21 protein-coding genes are annotated in these 25,687 nt (G+C 62.9%); 14 read left to right on the top strand and 7 right to left on the bottom strand.

Features of this window, described 5'->3' with window-relative positions:
- From JQ624_RS09270 to alr, 3 genes are all read left to right on the top strand, one after another.
- Window positions 1-165, top strand: coding sequence for a hypothetical protein (locus JQ624_RS09270; RefSeq protein ID WP_212418801.1), 165 nt, complete (start codon window positions 1-3; stop codon window positions 163-165).
- 307 nt (window positions 166-472) lie between these two features.
- The gene (locus JQ624_RS09265; RefSeq protein WP_212418570.1) at window positions 473-1,972 is read left to right on the top strand and encodes a replicative DNA helicase; all 1,500 of its coding nucleotides are present in this window, start codon (window positions 473-475) and stop codon (window positions 1,970-1,972) included.
- A gap of 46 nt (window positions 1,973-2,018) precedes the next feature.
- On the top strand, window positions 2,019-3,254 hold the full coding sequence (gene alr, locus JQ624_RS09260) for an alanine racemase (protein ID WP_212418569.1): 1,236 nt from the start codon (window positions 2,019-2,021) through the stop codon (window positions 3,252-3,254).
- Window positions 3,255-3,303: 49 nt separating this feature from the next.
- Here the strand turns inward: alr and JQ624_RS09255 are convergent, their stop codons facing one another.
- Window positions 3,304-3,522, bottom strand: coding sequence for a cysteine rich repeat-containing protein (locus JQ624_RS09255; protein ID WP_212418568.1), 219 nt, complete (start codon window positions 3,520-3,522; stop codon window positions 3,304-3,306).
- Window positions 3,523-3,581: 59 nt separating this feature from the next.
- Between JQ624_RS09255 and JQ624_RS09250 the strand changes: the two genes are divergently transcribed.
- Complete coding sequence (locus JQ624_RS09250; RefSeq protein WP_212418567.1) at window positions 3,582-4,352, top strand: exodeoxyribonuclease III; 771 nt, start codon at window positions 3,582-3,584, stop codon at window positions 4,350-4,352.
- A 13-nt stretch (window positions 4,353-4,365) separates the two neighbouring features.
- Here JQ624_RS09250 and JQ624_RS09245 read toward each other — a convergent pair whose 3' ends face one another.
- The gene (locus tag JQ624_RS09245) at window positions 4,366-6,630 is read right to left on the bottom strand and encodes a fused MFS/spermidine synthase (protein WP_212418566.1); all 2,265 of its coding nucleotides are present in this window, start codon (window positions 6,628-6,630) and stop codon (window positions 4,366-4,368) included.
- A 135-nt stretch (window positions 6,631-6,765) separates the two neighbouring features.
- Window positions 6,766-7,215, bottom strand: a complete 450-nt coding sequence (locus JQ624_RS09240; RefSeq protein WP_212418565.1) for a cupin domain-containing protein — start codon at window positions 7,213-7,215, stop codon at window positions 6,766-6,768.
- A 166-nt stretch (window positions 7,216-7,381) separates the two neighbouring features.
- Here JQ624_RS09240 and JQ624_RS09235 point away from each other — a divergent pair, with 166 nt between their 5' ends.
- A complete protein-coding gene (locus tag JQ624_RS09235) occupies window positions 7,382-8,110 on the top strand; it encodes an adenylate/guanylate cyclase domain-containing protein (RefSeq protein ID WP_212418786.1) in 729 nt (242 codons plus the stop codon).
- A gap of 21 nt (window positions 8,111-8,131) precedes the next feature.
- Here JQ624_RS09235 and JQ624_RS09230 read toward each other — a convergent pair whose 3' ends face one another.
- On the bottom strand, window positions 8,132-8,500 hold the full coding sequence (locus tag JQ624_RS09230; RefSeq protein WP_212418564.1) for a GFA family protein: 369 nt from the start codon (window positions 8,498-8,500) through the stop codon (window positions 8,132-8,134).
- A 92-nt stretch (window positions 8,501-8,592) separates the two neighbouring features.
- Between JQ624_RS09230 and JQ624_RS09225 the strand changes: the two genes are divergently transcribed.
- The 9 genes from JQ624_RS09225 to JQ624_RS09185 all read left to right on the top strand — a co-directional run bounded on the left by JQ624_RS09225 (window position 8,593) and on the right by JQ624_RS09185 (window position 19,478).
- Window positions 8,593-9,315 carry a sulfite exporter TauE/SafE family protein gene (locus tag JQ624_RS09225; protein ID WP_212418563.1) on the top strand — a complete coding sequence of 241 codons (723 nt, stop codon included), beginning with the start codon at window positions 8,593-8,595 and terminating at the stop codon, window positions 9,313-9,315.
- 141 nt (window positions 9,316-9,456) lie between these two features.
- Entirely contained in the window at window positions 9,457-10,341 is an 885-nt protein-coding gene (locus JQ624_RS09220; RefSeq protein WP_212418562.1) for a prohibitin family protein, read from the top strand.
- Window positions 10,342-10,691: 350 nt separating this feature from the next.
- A complete protein-coding gene (locus JQ624_RS09215) occupies window positions 10,692-12,086 on the top strand; it encodes an adenylate/guanylate cyclase domain-containing protein (protein WP_249129646.1) in 1,395 nt (464 codons plus the stop codon).
- Between the two features lie 105 nt (window positions 12,087-12,191).
- Complete coding sequence (gene radA, locus JQ624_RS09210) at window positions 12,192-13,658, top strand: DNA repair protein RadA (protein ID WP_212418560.1); 1,467 nt, start codon at window positions 12,192-12,194, stop codon at window positions 13,656-13,658.
- Between the two features lie 164 nt (window positions 13,659-13,822).
- Window positions 13,823-14,452 (top strand): CvpA family protein, encoded by a 630-nt coding sequence (locus JQ624_RS09205; protein ID WP_212418559.1) that lies wholly within the window; start codon window positions 13,823-13,825, stop codon window positions 14,450-14,452.
- A gap of 30 nt (window positions 14,453-14,482) precedes the next feature.
- A complete protein-coding gene (gene purF, locus JQ624_RS09200; RefSeq protein WP_409334311.1) occupies window positions 14,483-15,988 on the top strand; it encodes an amidophosphoribosyltransferase in 1,506 nt (501 codons plus the stop codon).
- Between the two features lie 106 nt (window positions 15,989-16,094).
- Window positions 16,095-16,835, top strand: a complete 741-nt coding sequence (locus JQ624_RS09195) for an SDR family NAD(P)-dependent oxidoreductase (RefSeq protein WP_212418557.1) — start codon at window positions 16,095-16,097, stop codon at window positions 16,833-16,835.
- 255 nt (window positions 16,836-17,090) lie between these two features.
- The gene (locus tag JQ624_RS09190) at window positions 17,091-18,158 is read left to right on the top strand and encodes a hypothetical protein (protein WP_249129644.1); all 1,068 of its coding nucleotides are present in this window, start codon (window positions 17,091-17,093) and stop codon (window positions 18,156-18,158) included.
- 93 nt (window positions 18,159-18,251) lie between these two features.
- The gene (locus tag JQ624_RS09185) at window positions 18,252-19,478 is read left to right on the top strand and encodes an ABC transporter substrate-binding protein (RefSeq protein ID WP_212418555.1); all 1,227 of its coding nucleotides are present in this window, start codon (window positions 18,252-18,254) and stop codon (window positions 19,476-19,478) included.
- A gap of 85 nt (window positions 19,479-19,563) precedes the next feature.
- Here the strand turns inward: JQ624_RS09185 and JQ624_RS39500 are convergent, their stop codons facing one another.
- The 3 genes from JQ624_RS39500 to der all read right to left on the bottom strand — a co-directional run bounded on the left by JQ624_RS39500 (window position 19,564) and on the right by der (window position 25,659).
- Window positions 19,564-22,644, bottom strand: a complete 3,081-nt coding sequence (locus JQ624_RS39500; RefSeq protein WP_312014400.1) for an autotransporter domain-containing protein — start codon at window positions 22,642-22,644, stop codon at window positions 19,564-19,566.
- Between the two features lie 361 nt (window positions 22,645-23,005).
- Window positions 23,006-24,277 carry a TCR/Tet family MFS transporter gene (locus JQ624_RS09175; protein ID WP_212418554.1) on the bottom strand — a complete coding sequence of 424 codons (1,272 nt, stop codon included), beginning with the start codon at window positions 24,275-24,277 and terminating at the stop codon, window positions 23,006-23,008.
- Window positions 24,274-25,659, bottom strand: coding sequence for a ribosome biogenesis GTPase Der (gene der, locus JQ624_RS09170; RefSeq protein ID WP_212418553.1), 1,386 nt, complete (start codon window positions 25,657-25,659; stop codon window positions 24,274-24,276). The genes JQ624_RS09175 and der overlap by 4 nt, the downstream gene beginning before the upstream one ends.
- Window positions 25,660-25,687 lie beyond the last annotated feature (28 nt).

Below are 25,687 nucleotides of genomic sequence, written 5' to 3'. Positions count from 1 at the left end.
GTGATCTACTTCACAGAAGCCATCGGCGGCCCATCGTACATCTCCGCCATGACCCAGCAGACCTACCCAGCCCCGTTCGATTCCGACATCAGGATCGACTACGCCTTGATCGCATTCGGAGTGGGTGCCGCTGTGTTCGCGTTCATCTACCTGGTCCTGGTTTGATCAACGCTTAAGACGCGGGTCGAAAACGTCTCCCCGCATTCAGCTATGTCAGTCCAAGTCACGGTAAGGTTCAGGCCCTCCTAAGATTTTACCCGGCATTTTGCGGAAAACGCGCCCGTACCGCCCCGTTTTGGCCGAAAGCCCGTCAAGCTTCACCCTGTGTGCGAGCCGGATTCATCCACATTTTTGATGAACGGTGCATAGCGGCGAGCTTTTGCTTCCGCTTTGCCCGGGACAGGCGCTTTATCGCCGCCCCCCTTGCGGAAATCCTAGCAACGGCCAAAAACCAAAAGCATAACCTGACGCCATGGCTCTGACTGATTCGAACGTCCTCAAGCTTGCTCCCGACGCGGGAACTCCGGTCTACCGGAGCGCGCCGCACAATATCGAGGCGGAGCAGAGTCTGCTGGGCGCGATCCTGGTCAACAACGACGCGTTCTACCGGGTTTCCGACTTCCTGGAGCCGAAGCACTTCTTCGAGCCGCTCCACCAGACCATCTTCGAGACCGCCGGCAGCCTGATCCGGATGGGCAAAGTCGCTACCCCCGTCACGTTGAAAACCTTCCTGCCCGCCGATACCGATATCGGCGGCATGACGGTTGGCCAGTACCTTGCGCGTCTCGCGGCCGAGGCCACCACGATCATCAACGCGCAGGACTACGGCCGCACGGTCTATGACATGTCGCTGCGCCGCGACCTGATCCGGATCGGCGAGGACATGGTCAATGTCGCCTTCGATGCGCCGGTGGATTTTACCCCGCGCACCCAGATCGAGGACGCCGAGCGCCAGCTTTACGAACTTGCCGAGTCCGGCCGTTACGACGGCGGCTTCCAGCGCTTTTCGCAGGCGCTGACCACTGCGGTCGACATGGCGGCCAAGGCCTTCCAGCGCGACGGAAGTCTTTCCGGCATTGCTACGGGTTTGCGCGATCTCGACACCAAGATGGGCGGGCTGCAGGCGTCCGACTTGATCATCGTCGCCGGCCGCCCCGGCATGGGCAAGACGGCGCTCGCCACCAACATCGCCTACAACATCGCCAAGGCGCATCGCGCCGAGGTGCAGGCCGACGGCACGATGAAATCCGTCAATGGCGGCATCGTCGGCTTCTTCTCCTGCGAAATGTCCGCCGAACAGCTCGCCACACGTATTCTGGCCGAACAAACCAGCATCGCGTCGAGCATGATCCGCCGCGGCGGCATCAGCGAGGCCGATTTCGAGAAGATCCGCGACTATTCCATCGAGCTGCAGTCGCTGCCGCTCTACGTCGACGAAACCGGCGGCCTGTCGATCTCGCAGCTCACCGCGCGCGCCCGCCGGCTGAAGCGGCAAAAGGGCCTCGACATGATCGTGATCGACTACATCCAGCTGCTGCAGGGATCGGGCAAGCGCTCGGACAACCGCGTCCAGGAAGTGACCGAGATCACCACCAGCCTCAAGGCGCTGGCAAAAGAACTGAACGTTCCGATCATCGCCTTGTCGCAGCTCTCGCGTCAGGTTGAAAATCGCGACGACAAGCGGCCGCAACTGGCCGACCTGCGTGAATCCGGCTCGATCGAACAGGACGCCGACGTCGTGATCTTCGTGTATCGCGAGGAATATTACCTCGCCAACAAGGAGCCGCGTATCGGCACGCCCGAATACGAAAAATGGCAGCTCGACATGTCGCTGGTGCACGGCAAGGCCGAAATCATCATCGGCAAACAGCGCCACGGCCCCACCGGAACGGTCGAGGTGCAGTTCGAGGGCCAGTTCACGCGCTTCAGCGATCTCGCACAGGATAGCCACTTGCCCGACCGCGGCTATTGAGGCGAACTGCGGTTGAACCGCCGCGTTCCACCGCGTAAAATGGGGCATGAACATTGCCCCCGATCCCAAATCCATTCCGCAAGGCACCCTGCTCTCGCCGGAGGCGAACCAGGCGGCTGCGCTCGTGACAGCCACCGGCGTGCTGACGGTCGATCTCGATGCCATCGTCGCCAACTGGCGCAAGCTCGAGAAGACCGCGGTGCCGGCCGAATGCGCAGGCGTCGTCAAGGCGAACGCCTATGGCTGCGGCGCCGAACAGGTCGCACGGGCGCTTGCCGCCGCCGGTTGCAAGACGTTCTTCGTCGCCACCCTCGATGAGGCCCGCGTGGTTCGCGCCGCGGCGCCCGGGGCCGCGATCTACGTACTCAACGGCTTTTTCCAGAATACCGGCGAGGCCTACGCCAGGATCGACTGCAAGCCTGTGATCGGCGACCTCAACGAACTCGCCGAATGGGACGTATTCTGCCGCCGCTCGGGTTGGTCGGGCGGCGCTGCGATCCACATCGATACCGGCATGAACCGGCTCGGACTGACAGTCACCGAGGCGCAGGGCATCATCCCGCGGATCAACGCCGGCGATCACGGCATTACGCTCGTGATGAGCCACCTCGCCTCCGCGGAACTGCTCAACAATCCCGCCAACGCCAGGCAGCTCACCGCCTTTCGCGAGATCGCGAGCCTGTTTTCCGGCGTGCCGGCCTCGCTGGCGAATTCATCCGGCATTTTCTTAGGGTCTCAATTCCAGTTCGACATGGTGCGCCCGGGCTGTGCGATTTACGGCGTCAATCCGACGCCGGAAGCCGACAATCCGATGCAGCCGGTCGTCGAATTGAAGGCGCGCATCGTGCAGATCCGTAACGTCGAGCGCGGCGATACCGTCGGCTATGGCGGCACCTGGACGGCGCGGCGTCCGACCAGAATAGCGGTCGTTTCCGCGGGCTACGCCGATGGCTATTTTCGTGCCGCCAGCGCCAATGACGGCACCCGCGGCGCCGAGGTGGTGGTCGCCGGCAGACGCTGCCCGATCGCGGGGCGGATTTCGATGGACCTGACGGCCGTCGACGTCACCGATCTCGACAAGAATGCTGTGCGGCGCGGCCATATGGTGACGCTGATCGGCGAAGGCATTACGGTCGACGAGCTCGCCCACCATTTCGGCACCATCGGGTACGAAGTGCTGACCAGCCTCGGCAAGCGTTACGCGCGCATTTACAAGGGTGGCAATGCCACTGCAGAGCCGCCTGCTCCGCCTCCAGCAGAGCTCGCTGCCGCTTCCACCTAGTTCTTCGTTTCCAGGGTTCGTTCGCGGCGCCTCATGTCGAGTTTGTGTCTCACTGTGCCTTCCGGCTAGCCAACACTTTCTTGCAGGTGTCGCTGAGTTGGTGCTGCTGCTTGTTCAGACATGCGACGACACGACCGCCGCCGGGCCGCGTGCCGGCGCAATATTTGTCATAGTCCGCCTTGCAGGCGCCGCGCTGCTCGGTTTGAGCAAGCGCGGATCCGGAGCATCCGATGGCGAGCGCGAGAACGGCGAAGCGTAGTTTCGACATGGAATCTCCAAATGGCAGCGAAGTGTCAGGCGAAGCATGGTGATGCCGGCTAGCTCTACATGAAGATCGCGACCTTCAACATTAATAATGTCAACCGCCGGCTGCCGAACCTGTTGCGCTGGCTGCGCGTGGCCAAACCCGACGTCGTTTGTCTGCAGGAGCTGAAATCGACCGATGCCGAGTTCCCGATTCTGGCGATCGAGAAAGCCGGCTACGGCGCGGTGTGGCGCGGACAGAAGACCTGGAACGGCGTCGCTATCCTGGCGCGCAACGCCGAGCCGGTATTGACCCGGACCGCGCTGCCCGGCGATCGCAATGATGACGAGGCGCGCTATATCGAAGCCGCCGTCAACGGCGTCATCGTCACCAGCCTCTATCTGCCGAACGGCAACCCGCAGCCCGGACCGAAATTCGACTACAAGCTCGACTGGTTCAAGCGGCTACGGTCGCATGCCGCAAAATTGCTCAAGCAGGACATCCCGGTGGTGCTGGCCGGCGACTACAATGTCGCGCCGACCGCGTCAGATATCTATCCGACGAAATCCTGGGACAAGGACGCGCTGATCCAGCCGAAGAGCCGCGCTGCGTTCAAGGCGCTGGTGGACCAGGGCTGGACCGACGCGATCCGGACGCTCCATCCGTCGAAACCGATGTTCACGTTCTGGGACTACAAGCGCAACCGCTGGCCGCGCGACGCCGGATTGCGGCTCGATCATCTGCTGCTGAGCCCGGCGATCGCGCCGCGACTGCTCAAGGCCGGCGTCGATCGCAAGGTTCGCGGCGAGGAAGGCGCAAGCGACCATGCGCCGGCGTGGATCGTGCTGAAGTAGCTGCCAGCAGCCTCTACCCGCCGAATTTCTTGCGCAGCATGACGCCCAGAATGTTGGAATAGTCGTCCGTCCACAGCGCGCTTGACGGATCGGAACGCAACGGCGTCCAGCTTGCCGCGACGCTTCCGATATCGCCCGCCTCGCGCGCCATTACCACAAGGCGGGCATTCGCCTTCAATGTCACCATGAGATCACCGGCACTGTTGTCTTCGCGGATGAAGGCGACCAGCCCGTGGGAATGAGCGACGTTCGCCACCACCGGCGCCAGATCGAGGTAGCGATTGGAGATGTGCGCGATGATAACACCGTGCGGCGAAAGCCTCGAAAGATAACCTGCAAGCGCGTCACGCGTGAGCAGATGCACCGGAATCGAATCGGACGAGAAGGCATCCAGCACGATCAGGTCGTAACGGTCATGCGATGCTTCCAATGTCAGGCGCGCGTCTCCGACCACAATGGGCGCATCGGGCGCGCAGTGTGACAGGAACTCGAACCGACGCGGATCACGTGCAATGCGAATTACTTCCGGATCGATCTCGAAGAACGTCCAGAGCTCGCCGCCCTTGCGATGGCAGGCAAGCGTACCGGTGCCCAGGCCTACGACGGCAACGTGGTCCAGATTGCCGCGAACAGCGCGCGCGGCACCGATGGCCTCCGAGTACGGACCTCCCGGATAGTAATACGTCTGCGGCAACAGTGGACCGCTGACCGGCGTGCCGTCGTCGTTCCGCAAGCGCTGGGCACCATGAATCGTGGTGCCGTGATAAAGGACGCGGGCTTTGCCGTCGCCGACCTCGGCGACCTTATGGACGCCAAAGAAACTGCGAGCCGTTTCGATCGGCGCTAACCCAGGTCGCCACAGGGCCGTCACTGTAAAACTCAGGACGACCAGGCCGAAGAAGCGCATCGGCCGCTGCCGTTGAAACAGCATCGCGGTCGCCAGCAGCGCGAGCAGCACTTGAAACGGCAGCTCCAGCGTCGCTGGCGGCTGCAAGAGGGTGGCGTACCAGATCACCGCGAGCACCGCACTGAGCAGAAGCCACGGCGTCGCGTCTGTCAGCGCCGTGCGTAGCCCGCCGGCGAAGAGGCCGGGCGTGCACAACAGCGCCAGCGCGATCAGGATCGGATATTCGTAATTGCCGTTGAAAATCAGCGGCGCCACCAAGCCCGCGAAGGCGCCACCGATCACCCCGCCAAACGAGGTGCAGAGGTAGAATTCGGTCAATCGTCGAGGGTTTGGACGCCGGGCATAGAGTTCGCCGTGGCACATCAGCGTCAGCAGCGCGAAGACGACGAGATTGAGGGCAATCGTGGTCAGCCAAAAGACCTTCTCCCCGCCGATCAGGCTCACCGCAAGCGGCGCCACCGCGAACGGAACAAACCTGACCACGCTGGCATGTGCGATCCATGGCCGCTCGCTAAACACGGCGACGAAAGTCAGCAGGTAGATCGCAAGCGGAACCACCCAGAGGAATGGAGCGGCAGCAATATCGGTCGTTATGTACGCCGTAACGGCGATGACTAGACCCGACGGAATGGCGGCCAGCGCAATCCAGCGCATCCGCTCCCCTGCACTCGTGCGAACATCATCCGCAACTTCGGCCTGGGCCGCGGCAGGCACCGCGCGTGTGGCAAACAATCCGACGACACTCAAGAGCACGGCCAGCAGCGCAAACCCGATGGACCAGGCCGCCGTCTGCGTTTTCAGCGTCAGGAACGGTTCGATGACGACGGGATAGGCGAACAGCGCGGCGAACGAGCCAAGATTGGATGCAGCGTAGAGCACATATGGATTGCTCGCCTGTCGATGTCCGCTCGCGGCAAACCAGCTTTGCAGCAGCGGCGCACTGGCTGACAAGGTAAAGAACGGAAGGCCGATGGAAGCCGCGAACAGGCCGAACAGCCAAAGCGCCGTTCCATCCAGCGGCGGAGCACCCCATTCGGGCGCAATCGCGATCGGAAGCATCATCGCGGTTACACCGACCAGCAGAAGATGGAACATGACCGCCCGCCCGGGCAGCAACAGACGGTTCAACAGATGGGCGTAGGCGTAACCTCCCAGCAGCACCGTCTGAAAAAACACCATTGCGACCGACCAGACCGCCGGCGCGCCTCCGAGTTTCGGAAGCACCATCTTCGCAAACATCGGCTGGATCGAGAACAGAAGCAGCGCCGAGACGAATAACGTCGCAGCATAGAGCCATGACGTCAGTCGAGTTGTCGCAGCCTGCCGATCAACGACAGGCGAGATCCGATCCAAAGCATTGAAGAGCGACATCGATATCCCCAGCACCGTCAATTTTGGGTTGCACGGTAGCCAGCGACACCTAAGCAAGGCTTAATATAATCACCGGGAACGGCCGACATGGGCCATGGTAAACGCTCCCTTGATCACGCGAATAACGGATATCAATCATCCCTTGCGGGTATGTCCCCAGGCTGCGTCCCAATCCTCGCCGGCGGCGTCGATGACGCGGCCGTCGGCCTCGAAGAACTTGTTAGGCACCTGGAAGATCGCGAGCATCAGCCCACCTTCCGGACACCAGGCGACATGGCGGCTGCCCTCCTCGCGCCAGATGAATTCGCCGGCCTTGCATTCGATGCCCTGCGCCGGGCCTTCCTTGTCGACGAGCGAGCCTTCAAGCACGTAGGTCTGCTCGATATTGACGTGCTCGTGGTCGGGCAGCACCGCACCCGGCGCGAACCGCATCAGCGCGGTCATCAGGCCGGTCTTGCGATCGAACAGCAGCGTCTTGGCTTCGCAGCCGGGGAAACGGGTCTTCTGCCATTCCATGCTGTCGGGGCGGACGAGATGGGAATGCGTGTCTGCGGTTTGCGCGCCCTTCGGCGTCACGGCGTCCATGGCGTCCTCCATTCTGCTTGTTTTGGCGCGATCCTAGCAGCTTTGCCTCTCTCCGCCAGCCGGCAGGTGTGCGCTGCGGTGATGTCGTCGCCTTGCCCGCACCGCCACCCGCGAGTAGGATCACGACGTCTTCCGCTCTCGCGGATCATTACCGACAATGGCCGAGTTGGAACAATCGAGAATCTGCAAAGGGTGCTGGGAGCAGATGCATGTCCCGGTGCCGCTTCGCGGTGTGATCTCGGCGCCATTTCGCGCGTTCGGCGTCCGTCCGAGCCGAATGAACCCCAACACCTGCACCATCTGCGAGCTGATGTTCACGAAGGTGATGCGGGCCCGCAAGATCACGATCGACGCGACCATCATGTTTGCCGATCTGCGGGGCTATACCAGCCTGTCGCAATCGCAGTCGCCGGATGCCGTCTCAGGCCTGCTCGACGCATTCTACGACGAATGCGCGAACGCGATCTGGGCGTATGACGGGCTGCTCAACAAGACGATCGGAGACGCCGTCATGGCGGTCTTCAACTTTCCCCTGGTGCGGGCCGAGCATCCCGGGAACGCCGTGCGGGCAGCGCGCGACATTCAGAAAGGCTGGCGCGAACGGCGCGAGGTTCTCGTTGCAGCCCATGGCCTCACCGCGAGTGAGCTAGGGATCGGCATCGGCATTCACTCCGGCGAACTCAGCTTTGGCGAGTTCGGCCATACCCATCGGGACCTGACAGCGATCGGCACCGTGGTCAACACCGCCTCTCGCGCCCAGTCGGTTGCCGAAGCGGACCAGATCCTCGTGACGAAGGCCGTGTTTGACCGCGCCCAAGCAGATTTGAAGGACAGCCAATCAAAGGCATTCCAGCTCAAGGGGTTCGATACCCCGATCGAGCTTTACGCCGCCTAGCGTGAGCTGGCGGTCCTGCTGTCACCACAAATTCTTGCCGTCGATGACGGTGACCGGCACGGCATCGAGGTCGAAATCGTCGAACAGCCGCGAGTTAACGCCGACTTTGGGGTTGTCGAAGTCCGGCTTGCCGGTCGACCAATCCGGCGATTCCGAATAGGTGCCGCAGCCGCAACCGGCGCAAAAATGATGTTTGACGGTGCGGCTGCCCCAGAGATACGTCGCGACGTTTTCCGGCGGCGATGTCAGGCGAAATTGCGCCGGCGTGTAATAGGCCCATAGCGCGCCGCGCTTGGAACAGAGCGAGCAGGTGCAGCGTGTCACCTCAGACGGCGCCTCGCTCACCTCGAATTGTCTGTTACCGCAATGGCAGCTTCCCCTGATTGGCACGATCGGCTCCTTTCCGAGTAATATTTGGACCTCGTAACCTGAGCCTGCTGCCACCATGATGTCAGCATCGGAGAATCGCGAAAGACTGCAGATTGGGCTTCATCTTCGTCCTCATTGTCGGCCTGCTCGCCGGCACGATCTCAGGCATTGTCGGCACCGGCTCGTCGATCATGCTGATGCCGGTATTGGTCTATCAATACGGGCCGAAGGAAGCTGTTCCGATCATGGCGGTCGCGGCCGTGATGGCGAACTTGTCGCGCATTCTCGCCTGGTGGCGCGAGGTCGACTGGCGGGCCTGCCTCGCCTATTCGGTCACGGGGATTCCGGCGGCAGCACTTGGCGCACGGACGCTGCTGGTGCTGCCGTCGCACGCCGTCGATATCGCGATCGGCCTGTTTCTGATCGCGATGGTGCCGGTGCGGCACTGGCTGGCCCGCCATCAGCTCAAAGCGCGCCTTTGGCACCTTGCGGTCGGTGGCGCCGTGATCGGCTACCTCACGGGCATCGTGGTGTCGACCGGTCCGCTCAGCGTGCCGCTGTTTCTGTTTTACGGGTTGACCAAAGGCGCCTTTCTCGCCACCGAAGCTGCAAGCTCGCTCGGTCTCTATCTGAGCAAGTCGGTCACGTTCGAACGCTTCGGCGCGCTGACGCCGGATATCGCGCTGAAAGGGCTGATTGCGGGCTCCTCCCTGATGTTTGGCGCCTTCATCGCCAAACGCTTCGTGCTGCATCTTGAGCCAGACGTCTTTCGGCTGTTGATGGATGGCATCATGCTGGCCGCCGGTCTCGTCCTGCTGTGGACGGCATTTTCGTAGGAATTCGGCGAAACCCGACACACGGCCTGAACCATTCGGCGTGACTGACCGACCAAGTGACGCGTGTCACATCCATTCGGCAAGCGACCCTAGATCAATGCCGGACATGGATTCGCATCACCCACGTCTGGAGAGACAGAAATGCCCAGGGGAATCATCGGCGCCATCGTCGCCGTCATTGTCATCGTCATTATCGCGGCAGGAAGCTGGTACACCGTCGATCAGACCGAGCGCGGGGTGAGACTGCGCTACGGCGCGGTTATCGGCACGGCGCAGCCCGGCCTGGGCTTCAAGATCCCGCTGATCGACAGCGTCGAGAAGGTCAGCGTCAAGACTTTCACCTATGCCTGGGACAAGATGAACTCCTACTCCTACGATCAGCAGCCTGCGGACCTCAAGATCAGCGTCACCTTGCGCGCCTCGCCGGACAAGGTCGCCGATCTCTACGCCAAGTTCGGCGGACTGGACACCGCGGTCAAACAGGTGGTCAGCCCGGCCGTCAATCAGCAGGTCAAGATCGTGTTCGGCCGCTACACGGCGGTGAAGGCGATCCAGGAGCGCGGAATGCTCAACGCCGCGATCAAGGACGCCATCACGGCATCGCTGAAGGACGACCCGATGATCATGATCGAGAGCGTCCAGCTCGAAAACATCGAGTTCAGCGCCAATTACCTGCACTCGATCGAGCAGCGCATGCTGGCCGAGGTCGAGGTGCAGAAGCTGCAGCAGAATGCCGAGCGCGAGAAAGTACAGGCGCAGATCACCGTCACCCAGGCCACCGCCAAGGCCAATGCCGTCCGCGCCGAGGCACAGGCCGCCGCCGATGCGCTGCGGCTCAACGGCGAAGCCCGCGCCACCAACATCAAGCTCACCGGCGAAGCCGAAGCCGCCGCCATCGAAGCCCGCGCCAAGGCGCTCGGCACCAACCCCAACCTCGTTACCCTGGTGCAGGCCGAACGCTGGAACGGCGTGCTGCCGACCACCATGGTGCCGGGCTCGGCGGTGCCGTTCGTGTCGGTGAAATAGAACCGAAAGCTTAGCGTGTGCGGCGCCCGAGATGGTCTCGGACGCCGCCATGACGTGCCCGACATCCGAGACCGCTCAGGATCGACGGCAAGCCCTATTTCCTTTGCAAGCGCAAGAGCGACCTTCCCAAGAACCAGTAAGCATTGGGGTATCGGCTTTCCCCGTCCCGATCCCGGACCGCGCGGGCAACTGACGTTCACATTTGCTCGACGGCCTGACTGCCGCAGCGTTTATCAGATATGACACCGTCGATCGGTGGCCGCAGCTTCTCAGACGTGCCACCTTGATCGACGACATCGTGCAAGTTGCACAGCCTGATTCTCGACTGAGGAGAATGTGTCTTGAGCGTGATGGCGGAAGCGGCTGATGTCCCCTATCTGGGCGACCAGCGAGCCGGACGAACCGAAGCCCGGCAAGACACCCTGAAATTCGCGGAAGCCGCCCTTACCGACAGCAAGCGCGAGGGCCTGCGGCTCGCCGTCCGGGCTCGCTGGGTCGCGCTGGCGGTCACGGCCGTTACCCTGCCGATCATCAACCCGAACTGGGACGTGATCTACTACGTCCTGATGCTGGGCTTCTTTGCCCTGATCGGCTGGGCCCAGCTCAAGGTCGGCAGGGTCGGCCGGTCGCCGCTCGAGGTTTTCCTGATCATTTGCGACCTCGCGCTGTTGACCTTCCTCAGCGTCGTACCGAATCCCTGGAGCAGCGTACACTGGCCAATCGGAATGCAATTCCGGTTCGACAGTTTCATCTATTTCTTCATCTTCCTTGCGACCGCCACCCTCGCCTATTCGTGGCGAACAGTGCTCGCGATGGGCGGGTGGACCTCGGCCCTGTGGGCTGTCGCGGTCGGTTGGGCGTATCTGCAACCTGAAACCCACGCTGCGCTGTCGGAGCGGGTCAGAGAGGCAATCGGCGTAGACATTCGCATGTTCGAAATCCTCGATCCCTCGTCGATCGGTTTCGGCGCCCGCTTCCAGCAAGTGACGGTGTTCGTCATCGTGGCTGCGATCCTGGCGCTGGCGGTGCGCCGCTCGAATGCGCTTCTGATCAGCCACGCCGGAATCGAACGCGAACGCGCCAATCTGGCGCGCTATTTTTCGCCCAACGTCGTCAACCAATTGTCCGGGAATGACGAGCCGCTCACGCGGGTGCACACCCAGGACGTCGCGGTGTTGTTTGCCGACATCGTGGGGTTCACTACCTATGCCGATGGGCGCGACCCGAAGGAGGTCATCGGCACGCTGCGGCAGTTCCATGAGCGGATGGAAAGAGAAGTGTTCCGGCACGGCGGAACGCTCGACAAGTATCTTGGCGATGGTTTGATGGCAACGTTCGGCACGCCATTCACCGGCGATTCCGACGCAGTGAACGCCTTGCGTTGCGCGCGGGGCATGATCGGCTCGATCGCCGAGCTGAATAGAGAACGCAACGGCCGCAGCGAGCCGCCGATCCAGGTCAGCGTCGGACTGCATTACGGTCAGGTCGTGCTGGGAGATATCGGCCTCAACCGGCTGGAATTCGCCGTGATCGGCACCACCGTGAATGCGGCGAGCCGCCTCGAGGCGCTGACCCGCGAATTCGGATGCGCCATCGTCGTCAGCGACGCGCTGGTGCAGCGAGCGCGGACGGAATCGAGCCATTCGAGCGCCGACTTCGCGCTGCTTGTCGAGCAGCCGGCACAGACCATTCGCGGTCTCGAGCAACCGGTGGGCATCTGGACATGTGCCGGCGTCGTGGCCTGATGCCCTGAAGTGCGCGATGGATGCATAGGCACTCATCGCGCCCCACGGCTTCTTTTCATGCTATGAGTCTCGCCCGTTCCACTGAGACTACGACTCACTCCCCTCATGGCCAAATCCACCCTCTCCTTCGTCTGCCAGAACTGCGGCGCGGCGTATAATCGCTGGCAGGGCAAGTGCGAGTCCTGCGGCGAGTGGAATACGCTGAGCGAGGAGGATACGACCGGCGCGACTTCGATGCCGGTTTCGGTGCGCTCCCGGCGCAAGGGCCGGACGTTCAAGCTGGAATCGCTAACCGGCAAGACCCAGGACGCCCCTCGCCTGTCCTCCGGCATGACCGAGCTCGATCGCGTCACCGGCGGCGGGTTTGTCCGCGGCTCGGTGCTTTTGGTCGGCGGCGATCCCGGTATCGGCAAGTCGACGCTGCTGACACAGGCAACCAGCCTGATGGCCCGCGCCGGCCATCGCGTGGTCTACATTTCGGGCGAAGAAGCCGTGGCGCAGGTGCGGCTGCGCGCCGAGCGGCTGGGATTGGCGGACGCGCCGGTGCAGCTCGCCGCCGAAACCTCGGTCGAAGACATCGTCTCGACGCTGTCGGAGGGCGCGGTGCCGCGCCTGATCGTGATCGATTCGATCCAGACCATGTGGACCGACACGGTGGAATCGGCGCCGGGAACGGTAACGCAGGTCCGCGCTTCGGCGCAGGCGCTCATTCGCTTCGCCAAGAAATCGGGTGCTGCGATCATCCTGGTCGGACATGTGACCAAGGACGGCCAGATCGCAGGCCCCCGCGTGGTCGAGCACATGGTCGACGCGGTGCTGTCGTTCGAAGGCGAAGGCTCGCAGCAGTTCCGCATCCTGCGCGCGGTCAAAAATCGATTCGGCCCGACCGATGAAATCGGCGTGTTCGAGATGACGGGATTGGGCCTTCGCGAAGTCTCCAACCCCTCCGAGCTGTTCCTTTCTGAACGAGATCTGGGTAGCCCGGGCACGGCGGTCTTTGCCGGGATCGAAGGCACCCGCCCGGTGCTGGTGGAGTTGCAGGCATTGGTGGCGCCAACCACGCTCGGCACCCCCAGGCGGGCCGTGGTGGGTTGGGACCCGAGCCGGCTGTCCATGGTGCTGGCGGTGCTGGAGGCCCATTGCGGGGTCAAACTGTCCGGCTACGACGTCTATCTGAACGTGGCTGGGGGATTGCGGATCCAGGAGCCCGCGGCCGACCTTGCGGCCGCCGCCGCCCTAGTGTCGTCCTTGGTAAACGCACCGTTACCGACAGATGCGGTCTATTTCGGCGAGATTTCGCTCTCGGGCGCGGTCCGGCCGGTGGCGCAGACCTCCGCCCGATTGAAGGAGGCCGCGAAACTGGGATTTGGGCGCGCTGTTCTGCCCGAATCGGCCCGTGGCGACGTCGGTGGCGATGGCGGGCTCGCACTGAACAGCATCGGCGGCTTGACCAGCCTGGTCGCCGATATCGCGGCACGCGGCAGTCCCAGAAACGCAGGCTCCGGCAACCGGGACGCCGGGACGCCTGAGAAAAATGCCACACCGGCGCGATTCCGTCGTGAAAACAGTTAAAGCGGCGTGACGCGCACCGCCCTCGCCGCTATACAACGCGCGCGAAAGGCGAGCGGGATGGCGCGATATCCGGCCTTGCGGGATGCGCCGTCTGCCCTTCACTTGGGGTGATCCTGACCCGCCGATTCGCTGCTTGAGAACTTACGAGCGGACCTGACCAGCCGATGCCGATAACGATACTCGATCTCGTCCTGCTCGGAGTAATGCTGATTTCGGGGCTGCTCGCCATGGTGCGCGGCTTCATGCGCGAAATCCTGTCGATCGCGGCATGGGGCGCGGCGGCGCTGGTGACGCTGTATGCGTTCTCGAAGCTGCTGCCGACCGCCAAGACCTATTTCAATAACGACACGGTGGCTTCAGTGGTGGTGGTGGCCGGCACCTTCCTCGGCACCTTGATCGTGGTCTCCGTCATCACCGTGCGGATTTCGGACATGATTCTGGATTCCCGGATCGGTGCGCTGGACCGCACGCTTGGATTCCTGTTTGGGTTGGGTCGCGGCCTTTTGATCGTGGTGGTCGCGTTCCTGTTCTTCAGCTGGCTGGTCCCGGACAAGCAGCGGCCGGACTGGATCACCGGCGCCAAGTCCCGGGTGGTCCTGCAGGGAACCGGGGATTGGTTAATGTCGCTCTTGCCTGACGACCCCGAGAACACCATCTTAAAGAGATTCAAGAAGAATAAACCGGAAGACGATCAAACTGACGCCGACCAGGCAGCTCCTGCGTCTGGCGATGGCTACAGTAAGCCTGCCCGCGACAGCCTTAAAAAGCTGATCGAGAAACCCGCGGCACGCTAATTCTGGCCAAACAGAGAGGCGATGGACGAGATGCAGAACCCTTCCGATCCCGCCCACCAATCCGATCTGAATCTCGGCATTGAGTTGCAGGACGATCTCGAAGGCGACACGCTGCGCGAGGAATGCGGTGTGTTCGGCATCTTCGGCCACCCCGAGGCCGCCGCCATCACAGCGCTCGGACTACATGCCCTTCAGCATCGCGGTCAGGAGGCCGCCGGCATCGTCTCCTTCGACGGCAGCCGTTTCCATTCCGAGCGCCGCCTCGGTCTCGTCGGCGATACGTTCTCCCGCCGCGAAGTGATCGAGCGTCTGCCCGGCATTATGGCCGTCGGCCATGTCCGCTATTCCACCACAGGCGCCACCATCCTGCGCAACGTCCAGCCGCTGTTCGCCGAGCTTAATGCCGGCGGTTTCGCCGTTGGCCACAACGGCAATCTCACCAACGGGCTGACGCTTCGCCGCGAGCTGGTCAAGGGCGGCGCGATGATGCAGTCGACCACCGATACCGAGGTCATCCTGCATCTGGTCGCGCAATCCCGGCGTGGCCGCTTCATCGACCGCTTCATCGAGGCACTGCGTGCGATCGAAGGCGCTTACGCGCTGGTCGCGCTGACCAACAAGAAGCTGATCGGCGCGCGCGATCCGCTCGGCATTCGCCCGCTGGTGCTCGGCGACCTCGACGGCCGCCCGATCCTGACCTCGGAAACCTGTGCGCTCGACATGATCGGCGCTAAATATGTCCGCGACATCGAGCCCGGCGAGATCATCGTGTTCGACGAGGCCGGCGCGCACAGCCATAAGCCATTCCCGCCGAAGCCGCCGCGGCCCTGCATCTTCGAATACATCTATTTCTCAAGGCCGGACTCCATCGTCGGCGGCCGCTCGGTCTACGACGTCCGAAAAGCGTTCGGCGCGCAGCTCGCGCGTGAAAGCCATGTCGAAGTCGACGTCGTGGTGCCGGTGCCGGATTCCGGCGTGCCCGCCGCCCTTGGTTACAGCCAGCATTCCGGCGTACCGTTCGAACTCGGCATCATCCGAAACCATTACGTCGGCCGCACCTTCATCCAGCCGACGCAGAGCGTGCGCGAACTCGGCGTGCGCATGAAGCATTCGGCCAACCGCGCCGCGATCGAGGGCAAGCGCATCATCCTGATCGACGACTCGCTGGTGCGCGGCACCACTTCGAAGAAGATCGTGCGCATGATGCGCGACGCCGGCGCGCGCGAGGTGCATTTCCGCCTCGCCTCGCCGCCGATCCTGTATCCCGACTATTACGGCATCGACCTGCCGGACCGCGGCGGACTTCTCGCCGCCACCCATTCGCTCGAGGAGATGAAGGACATCATCGGCGCGGATTCGCTGGCGTTCCTGTCGATCGACGGCATGTACCGCGCCATGGGTGAGCCGGGCCGCGATCCCGCCAATCCGAAATTCTCCGACCACTGCTTCACCGGCGCCTATCCGACCCACCTCACCGACCAAACCCAGGTCGAGCCGCAGCCCCGGCAATTGTCGCTGCTGGCGGAAGCGAGCTGACGGCGCGCATACGGCAAATAATCCAGTAATTTTCCGTCATGGCCGGGCTTGTCCCGGCCATCCACGTCTGTAATACCCGCCGCAAAGACGTGGACGGACCAGCATCATGACCAAACCCCTCGCCTCCCGTATCGCCCTCGTCACCGGCGCCTCGCGCGGCATCGGCTATGCTACCGCCCGCGCGCTCGCCCGCGCCGGCGCGCACGTCGTGGCCGTCGCGCGCACACAGGGCGGGCTGGAGGAACTCGACGACGAAATCCGCAAAGACGGCGGCAGCGCCACGCTGGTGCCACTCAACCTCACCGATTTCGACGGCATCGCGCGGCTCGGCGCGGCGCTGCATGAGCGCCACGGCAAGATCGACATTCTCGTCGGCAATGCCGGTATCGCCGGCCCCTCCTCGCCGCTCGGGCATATCGAACTGAAGCCGTGGAACGACGTGATGGCGGTGAACGTCACCGCGAACTTCCAGCTCATCCGCTGCATGGATCCGCTGCTCAGGGTCTCGGACGCCGGACGCGCCGTGTTCGTGACCTCGGGCGCCGCCAGCAAGGCGAACGCCTATCAGGGGCCCTACGCGGCCTCGAAGGCCGCGCTCGACACGCTGGTGCGTTCCTGGGCCAACGAGACCGTGAGCACGAAACTGCGTGTCAACCTGTTCAGCCCCGGCCCAATCCGCACCCGCATGCGCGCCAGCGTATTTCCCGGCGAAGACCCGATGACGCTGGATACGCCGGAACAGGCGGCGGAATTCATCGTGCCGATGTGCACGCCCGACTGGAACGAGACCGGCAAACTCTATGACTACAAGACCCGCACGCTGATGAGTTTTCATCCGCCGGCGTGAGCCGTCTTTCTCCGTCATTGCCAGCGAAGCGAAGCAATCCATCTTGCTTGCCGCGTGTTAAGGCATGGATTGCTTCGTCGCTATCGCTCCTCGCAATGACGGTGACAATTGTTGACTTGATCGCCTCCCCACGATTGACTGCTCTCTCAAGCGGGATAACCCGCCAAGAAAAACCATCGGGAGGCAATGACGCCGATGCGTAATCGCGCCCGCCAAAATCTTTGCAAAGCCATTTACATCTGCTTCACGGTAGCAATGCTTGTTGCGGCGCCGGCTTCGTCGCTGGCCGGCGAAATCCCGACCTTCGCCGTCGACGCGTCCTGGCCAAAACCACTGCCGAACAACTGGATCCTCGGTCAGGTCGGCGGCATCACCGTCGATGCGCAGGGCCACATCTGGGTCATCCATCGTCCGCGTTCGCTCACCGACGATGAGAAGGGTGCTGCGTTGACCCCGCCTCGCTCGAAATGCTGCGTGTCGGCGCCGCCGGTGCTGGAGTTCGACGCCGACGGCAATCTGCTGCGCTCCTGGGGCGGCGCCGGCGAAGGCTACGAATGGGTCGGCCGTGAACACGGCATCGAAGTGGATGAGAAAGGTTTCGTATGGGTCGGCGGCAACGCCGACAACGACAACGCGATCCTGAAATTCACCGGCGACGGCAAGTTCGTGATGCAGATCGGACAGATCGCGCCGAGCAAGGGCTCCAGCGACACCACGCAACTCGGCAAGCCGGCCGAGACCGCGGTCGACAAGGACGCCAACGAGATCTTCGTTGCCGACGGCTACGGCAATCGCCGCGTCATCGTGTTCGATGCGACGACCGGCGCCTACAAGCGGCACTGGGGCGCCTATGGCAAGCCGCCGAGCGACGACAAGCAGCCGCCCTACGATCCCAACGGACCGGCCCCGCAGCAATTCGCCAACCCCGTGCATTGTGTGAAGCTCGCCAACGACGGGTTGCTCTATGTCTGCGATCGCATCAACAACCGCATCCAGGTGTTCAGGAAAGATGGAACCTTCGTTAAGGAATGGTTTTACGAAAAGAACACGCGCGGCAACGGCGCAGTGTGGGATATCGCGATCTGGCCTGACCCGAAGCAGACCTATTTGCTGAGCGCTGACGGCGAGAACAACGAAATCCGGGTGCTGAAACGGGACGATGGTACCGTAGTCGGCAGTTTTGGCCGCAGCGGTCGCAATGCCGGGCAATTCCACTGGATTCATGCCATGGCGGTGGATGCCAAGGGTAATGTTTATACCGCCGAAGTGGATACCGGTAAGCGGATCCAGAAGTTCAGGCTGACATCGGACGCGCTACGATAGGTGCATTGCCCGCGCCGGCGAGAAGGACTATCGCAAGACCGCTGGCAGGTTCCGAAAAGAGAGCCGGCGAACAACCATTTCTGGAGGAATACCATGACGACTAGAATTGCGCGGCGCTTCGCCGCCTCCGTGGCGCTTGCCGCACTCGGCCTCGCGACGCCAGCATTGGCCCAGGACAAGACCGTCAAGATCGGCGTGCTGAACGACATGTCGAGCCTCTATGCCGACATCGGCGGCCCCAATTCAGTTGCCGCGGTCAAGATGGCGGTCGAGGATTCCGGCCTCGTCGCCAAGGGCTGGAAGATCGACGTGGTCAGCGGCGATCACCAGAACAAGCCCGACATCGGCGTCAACATCGCGCGGCAATGGATTGACAACGACAAGGTCGACGTCATCAGCGACACCCCGAATTCCGGCGTCGCGCTGGCGGTCACCAACCTCGTGAAAGAGAAGAATATCGTGCATCTCAACTCGGGTGCCGCCACCGCCGATCTTACCGGCAAGGCCTGCACGCCGAACACGATCTCCTTCACTTACGACACCTACATGCTTGCGAACGGCACCGGCAAGGCGCTGACCAAGGCCGGCGGCGATAGCTGGTTCTTCCTGACCGCAGATTACGCGTTCGGCCATGCGCTCGAGCGAGACACCGCGGCCGTCGTCAAGGCAAATGACGGCAAGGTACTCGGCGCCGTCAAGCATCCGCTCAATACTTCCGACTTCTCCTCGTTCCTGCTGCAGGCGCAGTCGTCGAAGGCAAAAGTGATTGGGCTTGCCAATGCCGGCGGAGACACTACCAACTCGATCAAGCAGGCTTCCGAATTCGGCATCGTTGCCGGCGGTCAGAAGCTCGCAGCACTGCTGCTGTTCATCAACGACGTGCATGCTCTGGGACTCAAGACGGCACAGGGCCTGACATTCACGGAGTCCTTCTACTGGGACCTGAATGACAATACCCGCGCATGGTCGAAGCGCTTCGCGAAGGTGTCGCCGAAGGGCTCAATGCCCTCGATGACCGTGGCAGGCCTCTATGCGGGCGTGCTGCACTATCTGAAGGCGATGGAAGCGCTCGGCGGCAATCCGCATGACGGCGCCAAGGTCGTCGCCAAGATGAAGGAATTGCCGACCGACGACCCGCTGTTCGGCAAGGGCCCGCTGCGCGCCGACGGCCGCCGTCTCATCCCGGCCTATCTGTTCGAGGTGAAGAAGCCCGAAGAGTCGAAGGGTCCGTGGGACTACTACAAGCTGATCGCCACGATCTCGGCGGAGGACGCCGCCAAGCCGCTCGAAGCCAGCGAGTGTCCGCTGGTGAAGAAGTAGATCAAACAGAGGGCGGGCAAGGCCGCTCGCGCGCCATGTGCCCGCCTTCCTCTACATCGCAGATGCGCCCGCCGATCGGCGCTGCTCACCAGGCATAGCGCACCACGCCCTTTCCGGCGTAGCTTGAGGTGACATTCGAGAACTCACCCTCGAAGGTCGCGGCGAGCGAGAAGCCGTTCAGCCATTTCGCCTCGGCAGTTGCCGAAGCGAGCGCGGCGTCTCGTGCAGGCGATGCACCGCCCACGACGAAGGATGCGCCCGGCAAGGTCTGGAAGGTGGCGGCGATGCTGCGATCGATATTGTAGTCGTGTGCCCAGCCGAAGCGGCTGCGCAGGGTGAGGATCGCCCCCGGCAATGCGAATGATCGGTCGGTGCGGAATCCCAACTCGGTGCGCGGCGAGGTAACGCTTTTGGCCGCATAGGCCAGCGCAAAGGTGTTGGCACCGACAATGGCCTGTTCGGCATAGCCCGGCAGTTCGAAGGTTGCGAATTGCGCGGCGGCATAGGGTGTAATGCCGATGCCGACCCACGAGGTGAGGAAGCGATAGCCACCCTCGAGACGCCCCGCCCACGCATTGGCGTTGAACTGCGCACGCAACTGGTCACTGCCCGCAATCGTTACTGTTCGGTTCGTCGTGACATCCTGCCAGCCATAGGCCAGAGCGCCCGAGAAGTACGCGGCGCCGGCCGTATGACGAACGTAGGCGCCGGCCTGGAACAGGTCGGAGCGGCCCGAACCGAGACCGTTGGCGACGACGAAGTTGGTGCCACCGCCAGCCAGGGCGAACCCGACCTGCGTGAATGGCGAGATCCGATAATCAGCGCCGACGGCCGTTCCGGCGATGCGGCTGGTGGCCGTGTTCGATCCCTGTACTGCATTGCCGTCGGTGGTCTGCGAGCCCCCATAGCCCGCGCCCCACACGCTCCAGCGTTGGCCGAAACCGATAGCCCGAGGCGCCTTGGTGACCATGGCGTAAGCGTCACGCTCGGCACCGGGCCGCCGGCGACCGCCGGCATAGCTATCGGCTGCTCCCTCTTCCTGGAATGAAGCGGCCGCCGGTGCGGTCCCGTCGTGGCCTGCGGCAAACGGATTGGCCAGCAAATTGACGAAGTGGTTCATCGCGTCGAACGTCGTCTGCTGCGAACCCGTCGCCAGCTCGCCTGAGGCCTGCGTCAGGTTTGCCGGGACATTGCCGACGAAAATGCCGCCGAATGGCGCCGGCACGCTACCAAAGGAATTGAATGCCTTGTCGAGCGCACTTGCGACGGCGCGCTGGTTGATATTGAGGCCGGTAATCTCCGCAAAGCCCGACCCCAGAACCAGCTGCACCGTGTTGCCGGAATAGGTCAACGAACCGGAAATTCCGATCGGTGTCGCAACAGAATCAAAATGCGAACCGTTCAACGCCGCCGCAGTCAGGATGGTATAGGGCGAATTGAACCGCAGGGTGCCGTTTGCGAGCGCAACCCGAACCGTACCGGCCAAATTCGCCGCCCCCGTCACATTGGTGAGGTCGGATGCCGATGACGACACCTCCACCAGGTAGGTCGAAGCCGCCGTGAAGACGAGGCTGCCCTGTACGGCGATAGTCCCGATCGAGTTGCCTGGAGACAGAATGCCGCCGTTGACGACGGTGTTGCCGACGATGCCGTTGCCACCCAGCGTGCCACCGGCATTGACAACGAGATTGCCGGCCGACGCGATATTGCCGTTCACGATCAGCGCGCCGCCATTGACATTGACATCGCCGGCGAAGGAGCCGGTGCCGCTCAGCGTCCACACTGAATCGCCAACTTTATTGAAGGCGCTGAAACCCTGATACTGAGCGGCGCCGCCCAGGGCGCTGACATCGAAGGTCGCGGCACCGCTGCCGCCGAGTTGGAACGTATCACTGCCCCCGCCGAGCACGTTGCCCGATATCACCGATCCCGGCGCGAGCGTGAGAACGTTGCCGCTGCCGGCGAACTGGATCGCGGCCGTTGCTCCAGTGATGGTGCCCGCATTGAACACGGTCGACCCGCCCGTGCCCGCATAGATGCCGTTGCCCGTGAGGCCCGAAATGGAGCCGTAGTTGGTGACTGAGACGGACCCGAGGCTGGCGCGGACGCCGGTGTCGCCGCCGCTGATCTGCGCGCCGGCATTGTTGGTCACCACCGCATTCGTCTCGGCGCGAATGGCGTAGCCAAAACCGCCGACGCTTATGTTTCCGGAATTGACGACGGTTGCGACGCCATTGCTGGCATAGATCCCGTTGTTGATCAGGCTCGTGATCTGCGCGCCAACGCCGTTGGTGACATTGACGTCGGTAAAGGCATAGATGGCGGTGTTGTTCAGGCCGGTAATGGTCCCCTGGTTGGTAACGTGAGCAAAGCCCAAATTGGCAACCATGCCGCCGGTAATGCTTCCGCTGGCGCCGTTCGTTATTGTCAGATTGGCATTCACAGAGGCAGCAAAGCCGGTGGGGCTCGAGATAGTGCCGAAATTCGCTACCGAAATCGATCCGCTGTTGGTATGGATCGCAGCCGTTGCGCCGGTAATCGTCCCGGCGGCGGCGTTGGCGACTTCCATATTGCCGGTCGCCTCCAGGCCATAGCTGGCGGTACCGGCAATCGTGCCGGCATTGGTGACATTCAACAATTGGTTGGCCTGGACACCGCTTATCCCGCCGGAAATCAGACCGCCCGCACTGTTGGAAACGATGCCCGTGCCGTAAGCAATGAAGCCGTAAGAGGTGCCGATGATGTTGCCGGCATTGGTGACAGTCCCGACAGCGGAATAGCCGGAATTAACGCCGAGATCGCCGGTGATGGTGCCGCCCGCATTGTTGGCAACCGTGGCGTTGACGAAGGCGAATACGCCAATATTTGCGTTGCCCGTGATCGTGCCGGAGTTGACGACAGTCACACTGCCATTGTTCGAGCCGACGCCGGATACGGTAGTGCCGGTGATGGTGGCGCCGGTGTTGTTGGTGACGGTGACGTCATTTTGAGAGAAAACACCGTTCGTTGCGCCGGTGATGCTTCCCGAATTGTTGACCGTCGCGCTGCCGATGTTGATTCCGCTATTCGCGCTTCCCGTGACAGAGGCACCGCTGTCGACATTGATGACAATACCAGTCTGGTTGCCCGTCCCGTAACCGTTGGTCCCGTTCTCATCGGTCGTCACGCCTGAGCATGTAATGGTCGTGCCCGGCGGAGGATTGGGGCTATTGTCGGCCGTCGGCGAACAGGCCGCGGATGCCCCGCTCGTCAGCGCGAGCGTGGCGCAACCAGCGATCGCAACAGCGGCGGCGGCTTGCCAAAATGGCAATCGCGGCCGGGGGAAACACCATATCCGAACCGGCACGCGCGTCATTTCAATGGCTTGCTTCCGAGACGTCGGCGGCCCCGGCCTTCAATAGAAAAATGAATCAACTGATTTACTTTAATGCGGGAACCGCCCTGCCGAAAGTTCCCGTGGTGTCCCGTGTGGCCAAAAGTCGAGAAATTGGAATCGCTGTTGCGAACTGGCCACAGTAGCAACCGCCCTATTCGCCGTGATCAGTTTGGCGAGCGTGCGCGGTCGTCGCCAGCGTGCGCCACGCGATCACCAGCCCCAATCCCAATAACGCCGCTGCCAGCAGGAACGGCGCGCCCGGCATTTTCACTGGCGCCTGATCGCTGATGAAATAGGCAAAGGTCAGCGTGAACAGGAACGGTCCTGCCATCTGGGCGATGCTGTTGACGCTGTTGGTCGCCCCCTGCAATTGGCCCTGCTGATCCGGCGCGACGAGCTGCGTCGTTAGCGCCTGGATCGCCGCGCCCGCCACGCCCCACAGCGCCATCACGGGGATGCCGAGCCAGAACAGCGGCCCGGTCGGGGCCGCGCCATAGATGAAAAATCCCAGCGCGCCGCAAGCAAGCCCCAGCAGCAGCGCCCGGCGCTCGCCGAGGCGCTTGACGATCGGCCCGACGCCCGCACCCTGCACCACCATGGCGCAGACGCCGACCAAGGCCAGCGTGAGCCCTACCGTCGTCGTATCCCAGCCATAGCGGTACGTCGCATAGAGCACGAAGGTGGATGGCAGCACCACATGCGCGACCTGTCCGAAGAAATTCGCCAGCGACAGGCCGGCGAGAATCCGGTTCGAGCGCAAGAGATGCAGCGCGCCGAGCGGGCTGGCGCTTTTCCAGCGGAACGGTGCGCGGCGTTCCGGCGGCAGCGACTCGGGGAGGATCAGCCAGCCGTAGAGCGTGTTCGCAAAGCTCAAGCCTGCCGCGATCCAGAACGGCAGGCGCGGATCCATTCCGCCGAGCAAACCGCCAATGGCGGGACCGAGAATGAACCCGGCGCCGAAGGCCGCGCCGATCTTGCCGAACACCGCAGCGCGCCGTTCCGGCGGAGTCACATCGGCGATATAGGCAAAGGCCGTCGAGATGCTCGCGGAGGTGATCCCGGAAATCACCCGCCCGACGAACAGCCAGGTCAGCGACGGCGCCAGCGCCATCAACACATAGTCCAACGCCAATCCGAAATTCGATAGCAGCACCACCGACCGCCGGCCGAAGCGGTCCGAGAGCGCGCCAAGGATCGGCGAGAACAGGAACTGCATCAGTGCCCAGGCGGTGCCGAACAGGCCGAAGATCCGCGCCGCGGTTGCGGTATCGTTGTCGACGAAGCTCTCCACGAGCTTGGGCAGGATCGGCAGGATCAGGCCGAGCGCGAGCATGTCGAGCAGGATGGTGACGAAAATAAAGGCCGCCGCGCCGCTGCGTACCGGCGGCGTGTCGGTAGCTTGCACGGACGCCGCTTCGCTCATGACGGTCGTTTTCGCTTGTGGGCGAACGGATTGGCCTTTTCGCGCAGCGTGATCCGTATCGGCGTGCCAGGCAGGTCGAAGGCCTCGCGCATCGAGTTGATGAGATAGCGCAGATAGGATTGCGGCACGGCGTCGGCGCGCGAGCAGAACAAGATAAAACTCGGCGGTCGCGCCTTGGCCTGCGTGATGTAGTTCAGCTTCAGCCGCCGGCCGGAGACCGCGGGCGGCGGGTTGGCATCGACCGCCTGCTCGAACCAGCGATTGAGCGTGGCCGTCGGCACGCGCTTGTTCCACACCGCGTAGGCTTCCTCAATCGCCGTCATCAGCCGGTCGATGCCCTCGCCCATCAGCCCGGACACCGCCACCACCGGCGCGCCCTTGACCTGCGGCAGCCAATGATCGACATCGGTGCGCAGCGCGGAAATCAGATTTCCCTTCCGCTCCATCAGGTCCCATTTGTTGACCGCGAGCACGATCGCCCGGCCCTCGCGCTCGATCAGATCGGCGATGCGCAGATCCTGCTCCTCGAACCGGTTCTGCGCGTCCATCATCAGCACGACGACTTCGGCAAAGCGTACCGCGCGCAGCGCGTCCGCCACCGACAGTTTTTCCAATTTCTCCTCGATCCGCGAGCGCCGCCTTAAGCCTGCGGTGTCGAACACGCGGAACTCGCGCCCCTGCCAGGTGATCTCCACCGAAATGGAATCCCGCGTGGTGCCGGCCTCGGCGCTGGTCAACAGCCGCTCCTCGCCGAGCAGATGATTGATCAGCGTGGATTTTCCGGCATTGGGACGTCCGACAATGGCGACGCGGATCGGACGCTGCGCGAGCTCCTCGTCGGACACGATAACGTCGTCATCGTCGAACTCTTCACCCTCCTCAACCGGCTCCGGCATCAGCACGCGTAGTGCATCGTAGAGGTCGCTCAGGCCTTCGCCGTGCTCGGCCGAAATCTGGATGGGATCGCCGAGCCCCAGCGCGTAGGATTCCATCGCGCCGACTTCGCCGTGCTTGCCTTCGCTCTTGTTGGCGACCAGCACCACCGGCTTGTTGGCGCGGCGCGCGAAATCGGCAAAGGCGCGATCGTTGGGCGTTAGCCCAGCGCGCGCATCGATCACGAACATCAGCGCGTCAGCCAGTTCGATCGCGGTTTCGGTCTGCTCCTGCATCCGTGCCGTGAGCGAACCCTTGGCACCCTCGTCGAGGCCGGCGGTGTCGATCACGGTAAATTCGAGATCGCCGAGGCGCGCGTTGCCCTCGCGGCGGTCGCGGGTGACGCCGGGCTCGTCATCGACCAGCGCCAGCTTCTGCCCGACCAGCCGGTTGAACAGCGTCGACTTGCCGACATTGGGACGGCCGATGATGGCGATCGTAAAGGACATAAATAATCCAAACGCCCTTTTTTGAAGG

The organism is Bradyrhizobium sp. AUGA SZCCT0283, assembly GCF_018130385.1.
Lineage (GTDB): Bacteria > Pseudomonadota > Alphaproteobacteria > Rhizobiales > Xanthobacteraceae > Bradyrhizobium.
The sequence above is the reverse complement of the archived record's forward strand: the minus strand, read 5'-3'. Positions and strand labels throughout refer to the sequence as shown.

Excerpts from the sequence above, each read along its gene's own strand:
- JQ624_RS09265 (WP_212418570.1), top strand. The coding sequence starts at position 473 with ATGGCTCTGACTGATTCGAACGTCCTCAAGCTTGCTCCCGACGCGGGA.
- alr (WP_212418569.1), top strand. The coding sequence starts at position 2,019 with ATGAACATTGCCCCCGATCCCAAATCCATTCCGCAAGGCACCCTGCTC.
- JQ624_RS09255 (WP_212418568.1), bottom strand. The coding sequence starts at position 3,522 with ATGTCGAAACTACGCTTCGCCGTTCTCGCGCTCGCCATCGGATGCTCC.
- JQ624_RS09250 (WP_212418567.1), top strand. The coding sequence starts at position 3,582 with ATGAAGATCGCGACCTTCAACATTAATAATGTCAACCGCCGGCTGCCG.
- JQ624_RS09245 (WP_212418566.1), bottom strand. The coding sequence starts at position 6,630 with ATGTCGCTCTTCAATGCTTTGGATCGGATCTCGCCTGTCGTTGATCGG.
- JQ624_RS09240 (WP_212418565.1), bottom strand. The coding sequence starts at position 7,215 with ATGGACGCCGTGACGCCGAAGGGCGCGCAAACCGCAGACACGCATTCC.
- JQ624_RS09220 (WP_212418562.1), top strand. The coding sequence starts at position 9,457 with ATGCCCAGGGGAATCATCGGCGCCATCGTCGCCGTCATTGTCATCGTC.
- JQ624_RS09215 (WP_249129646.1), top strand. The coding sequence starts at position 10,692 with ATGGCGGAAGCGGCTGATGTCCCCTATCTGGGCGACCAGCGAGCCGGA.
- radA (WP_212418560.1), top strand. The coding sequence starts at position 12,192 with ATGGCCAAATCCACCCTCTCCTTCGTCTGCCAGAACTGCGGCGCGGCG.
- JQ624_RS09205 (WP_212418559.1), top strand. The coding sequence starts at position 13,823 with ATGCCGATAACGATACTCGATCTCGTCCTGCTCGGAGTAATGCTGATT.
- purF (WP_409334311.1), top strand. The coding sequence starts at position 14,483 with ATGCAGAACCCTTCCGATCCCGCCCACCAATCCGATCTGAATCTCGGC.
- JQ624_RS09195 (WP_212418557.1), top strand. The coding sequence starts at position 16,095 with ATGACCAAACCCCTCGCCTCCCGTATCGCCCTCGTCACCGGCGCCTCG.
- JQ624_RS09190 (WP_249129644.1), top strand. The coding sequence starts at position 17,091 with ATGCTTGTTGCGGCGCCGGCTTCGTCGCTGGCCGGCGAAATCCCGACC.
- JQ624_RS09185 (WP_212418555.1), top strand. The coding sequence starts at position 18,252 with ATGACGACTAGAATTGCGCGGCGCTTCGCCGCCTCCGTGGCGCTTGCC.
- JQ624_RS09175 (WP_212418554.1), bottom strand. The coding sequence starts at position 24,277 with ATGAGCGAAGCGGCGTCCGTGCAAGCTACCGACACGCCGCCGGTACGC.
- der (WP_212418553.1), bottom strand. The coding sequence starts at position 25,659 with ATGTCCTTTACGATCGCCATCATCGGCCGTCCCAATGTCGGCAAGTCG.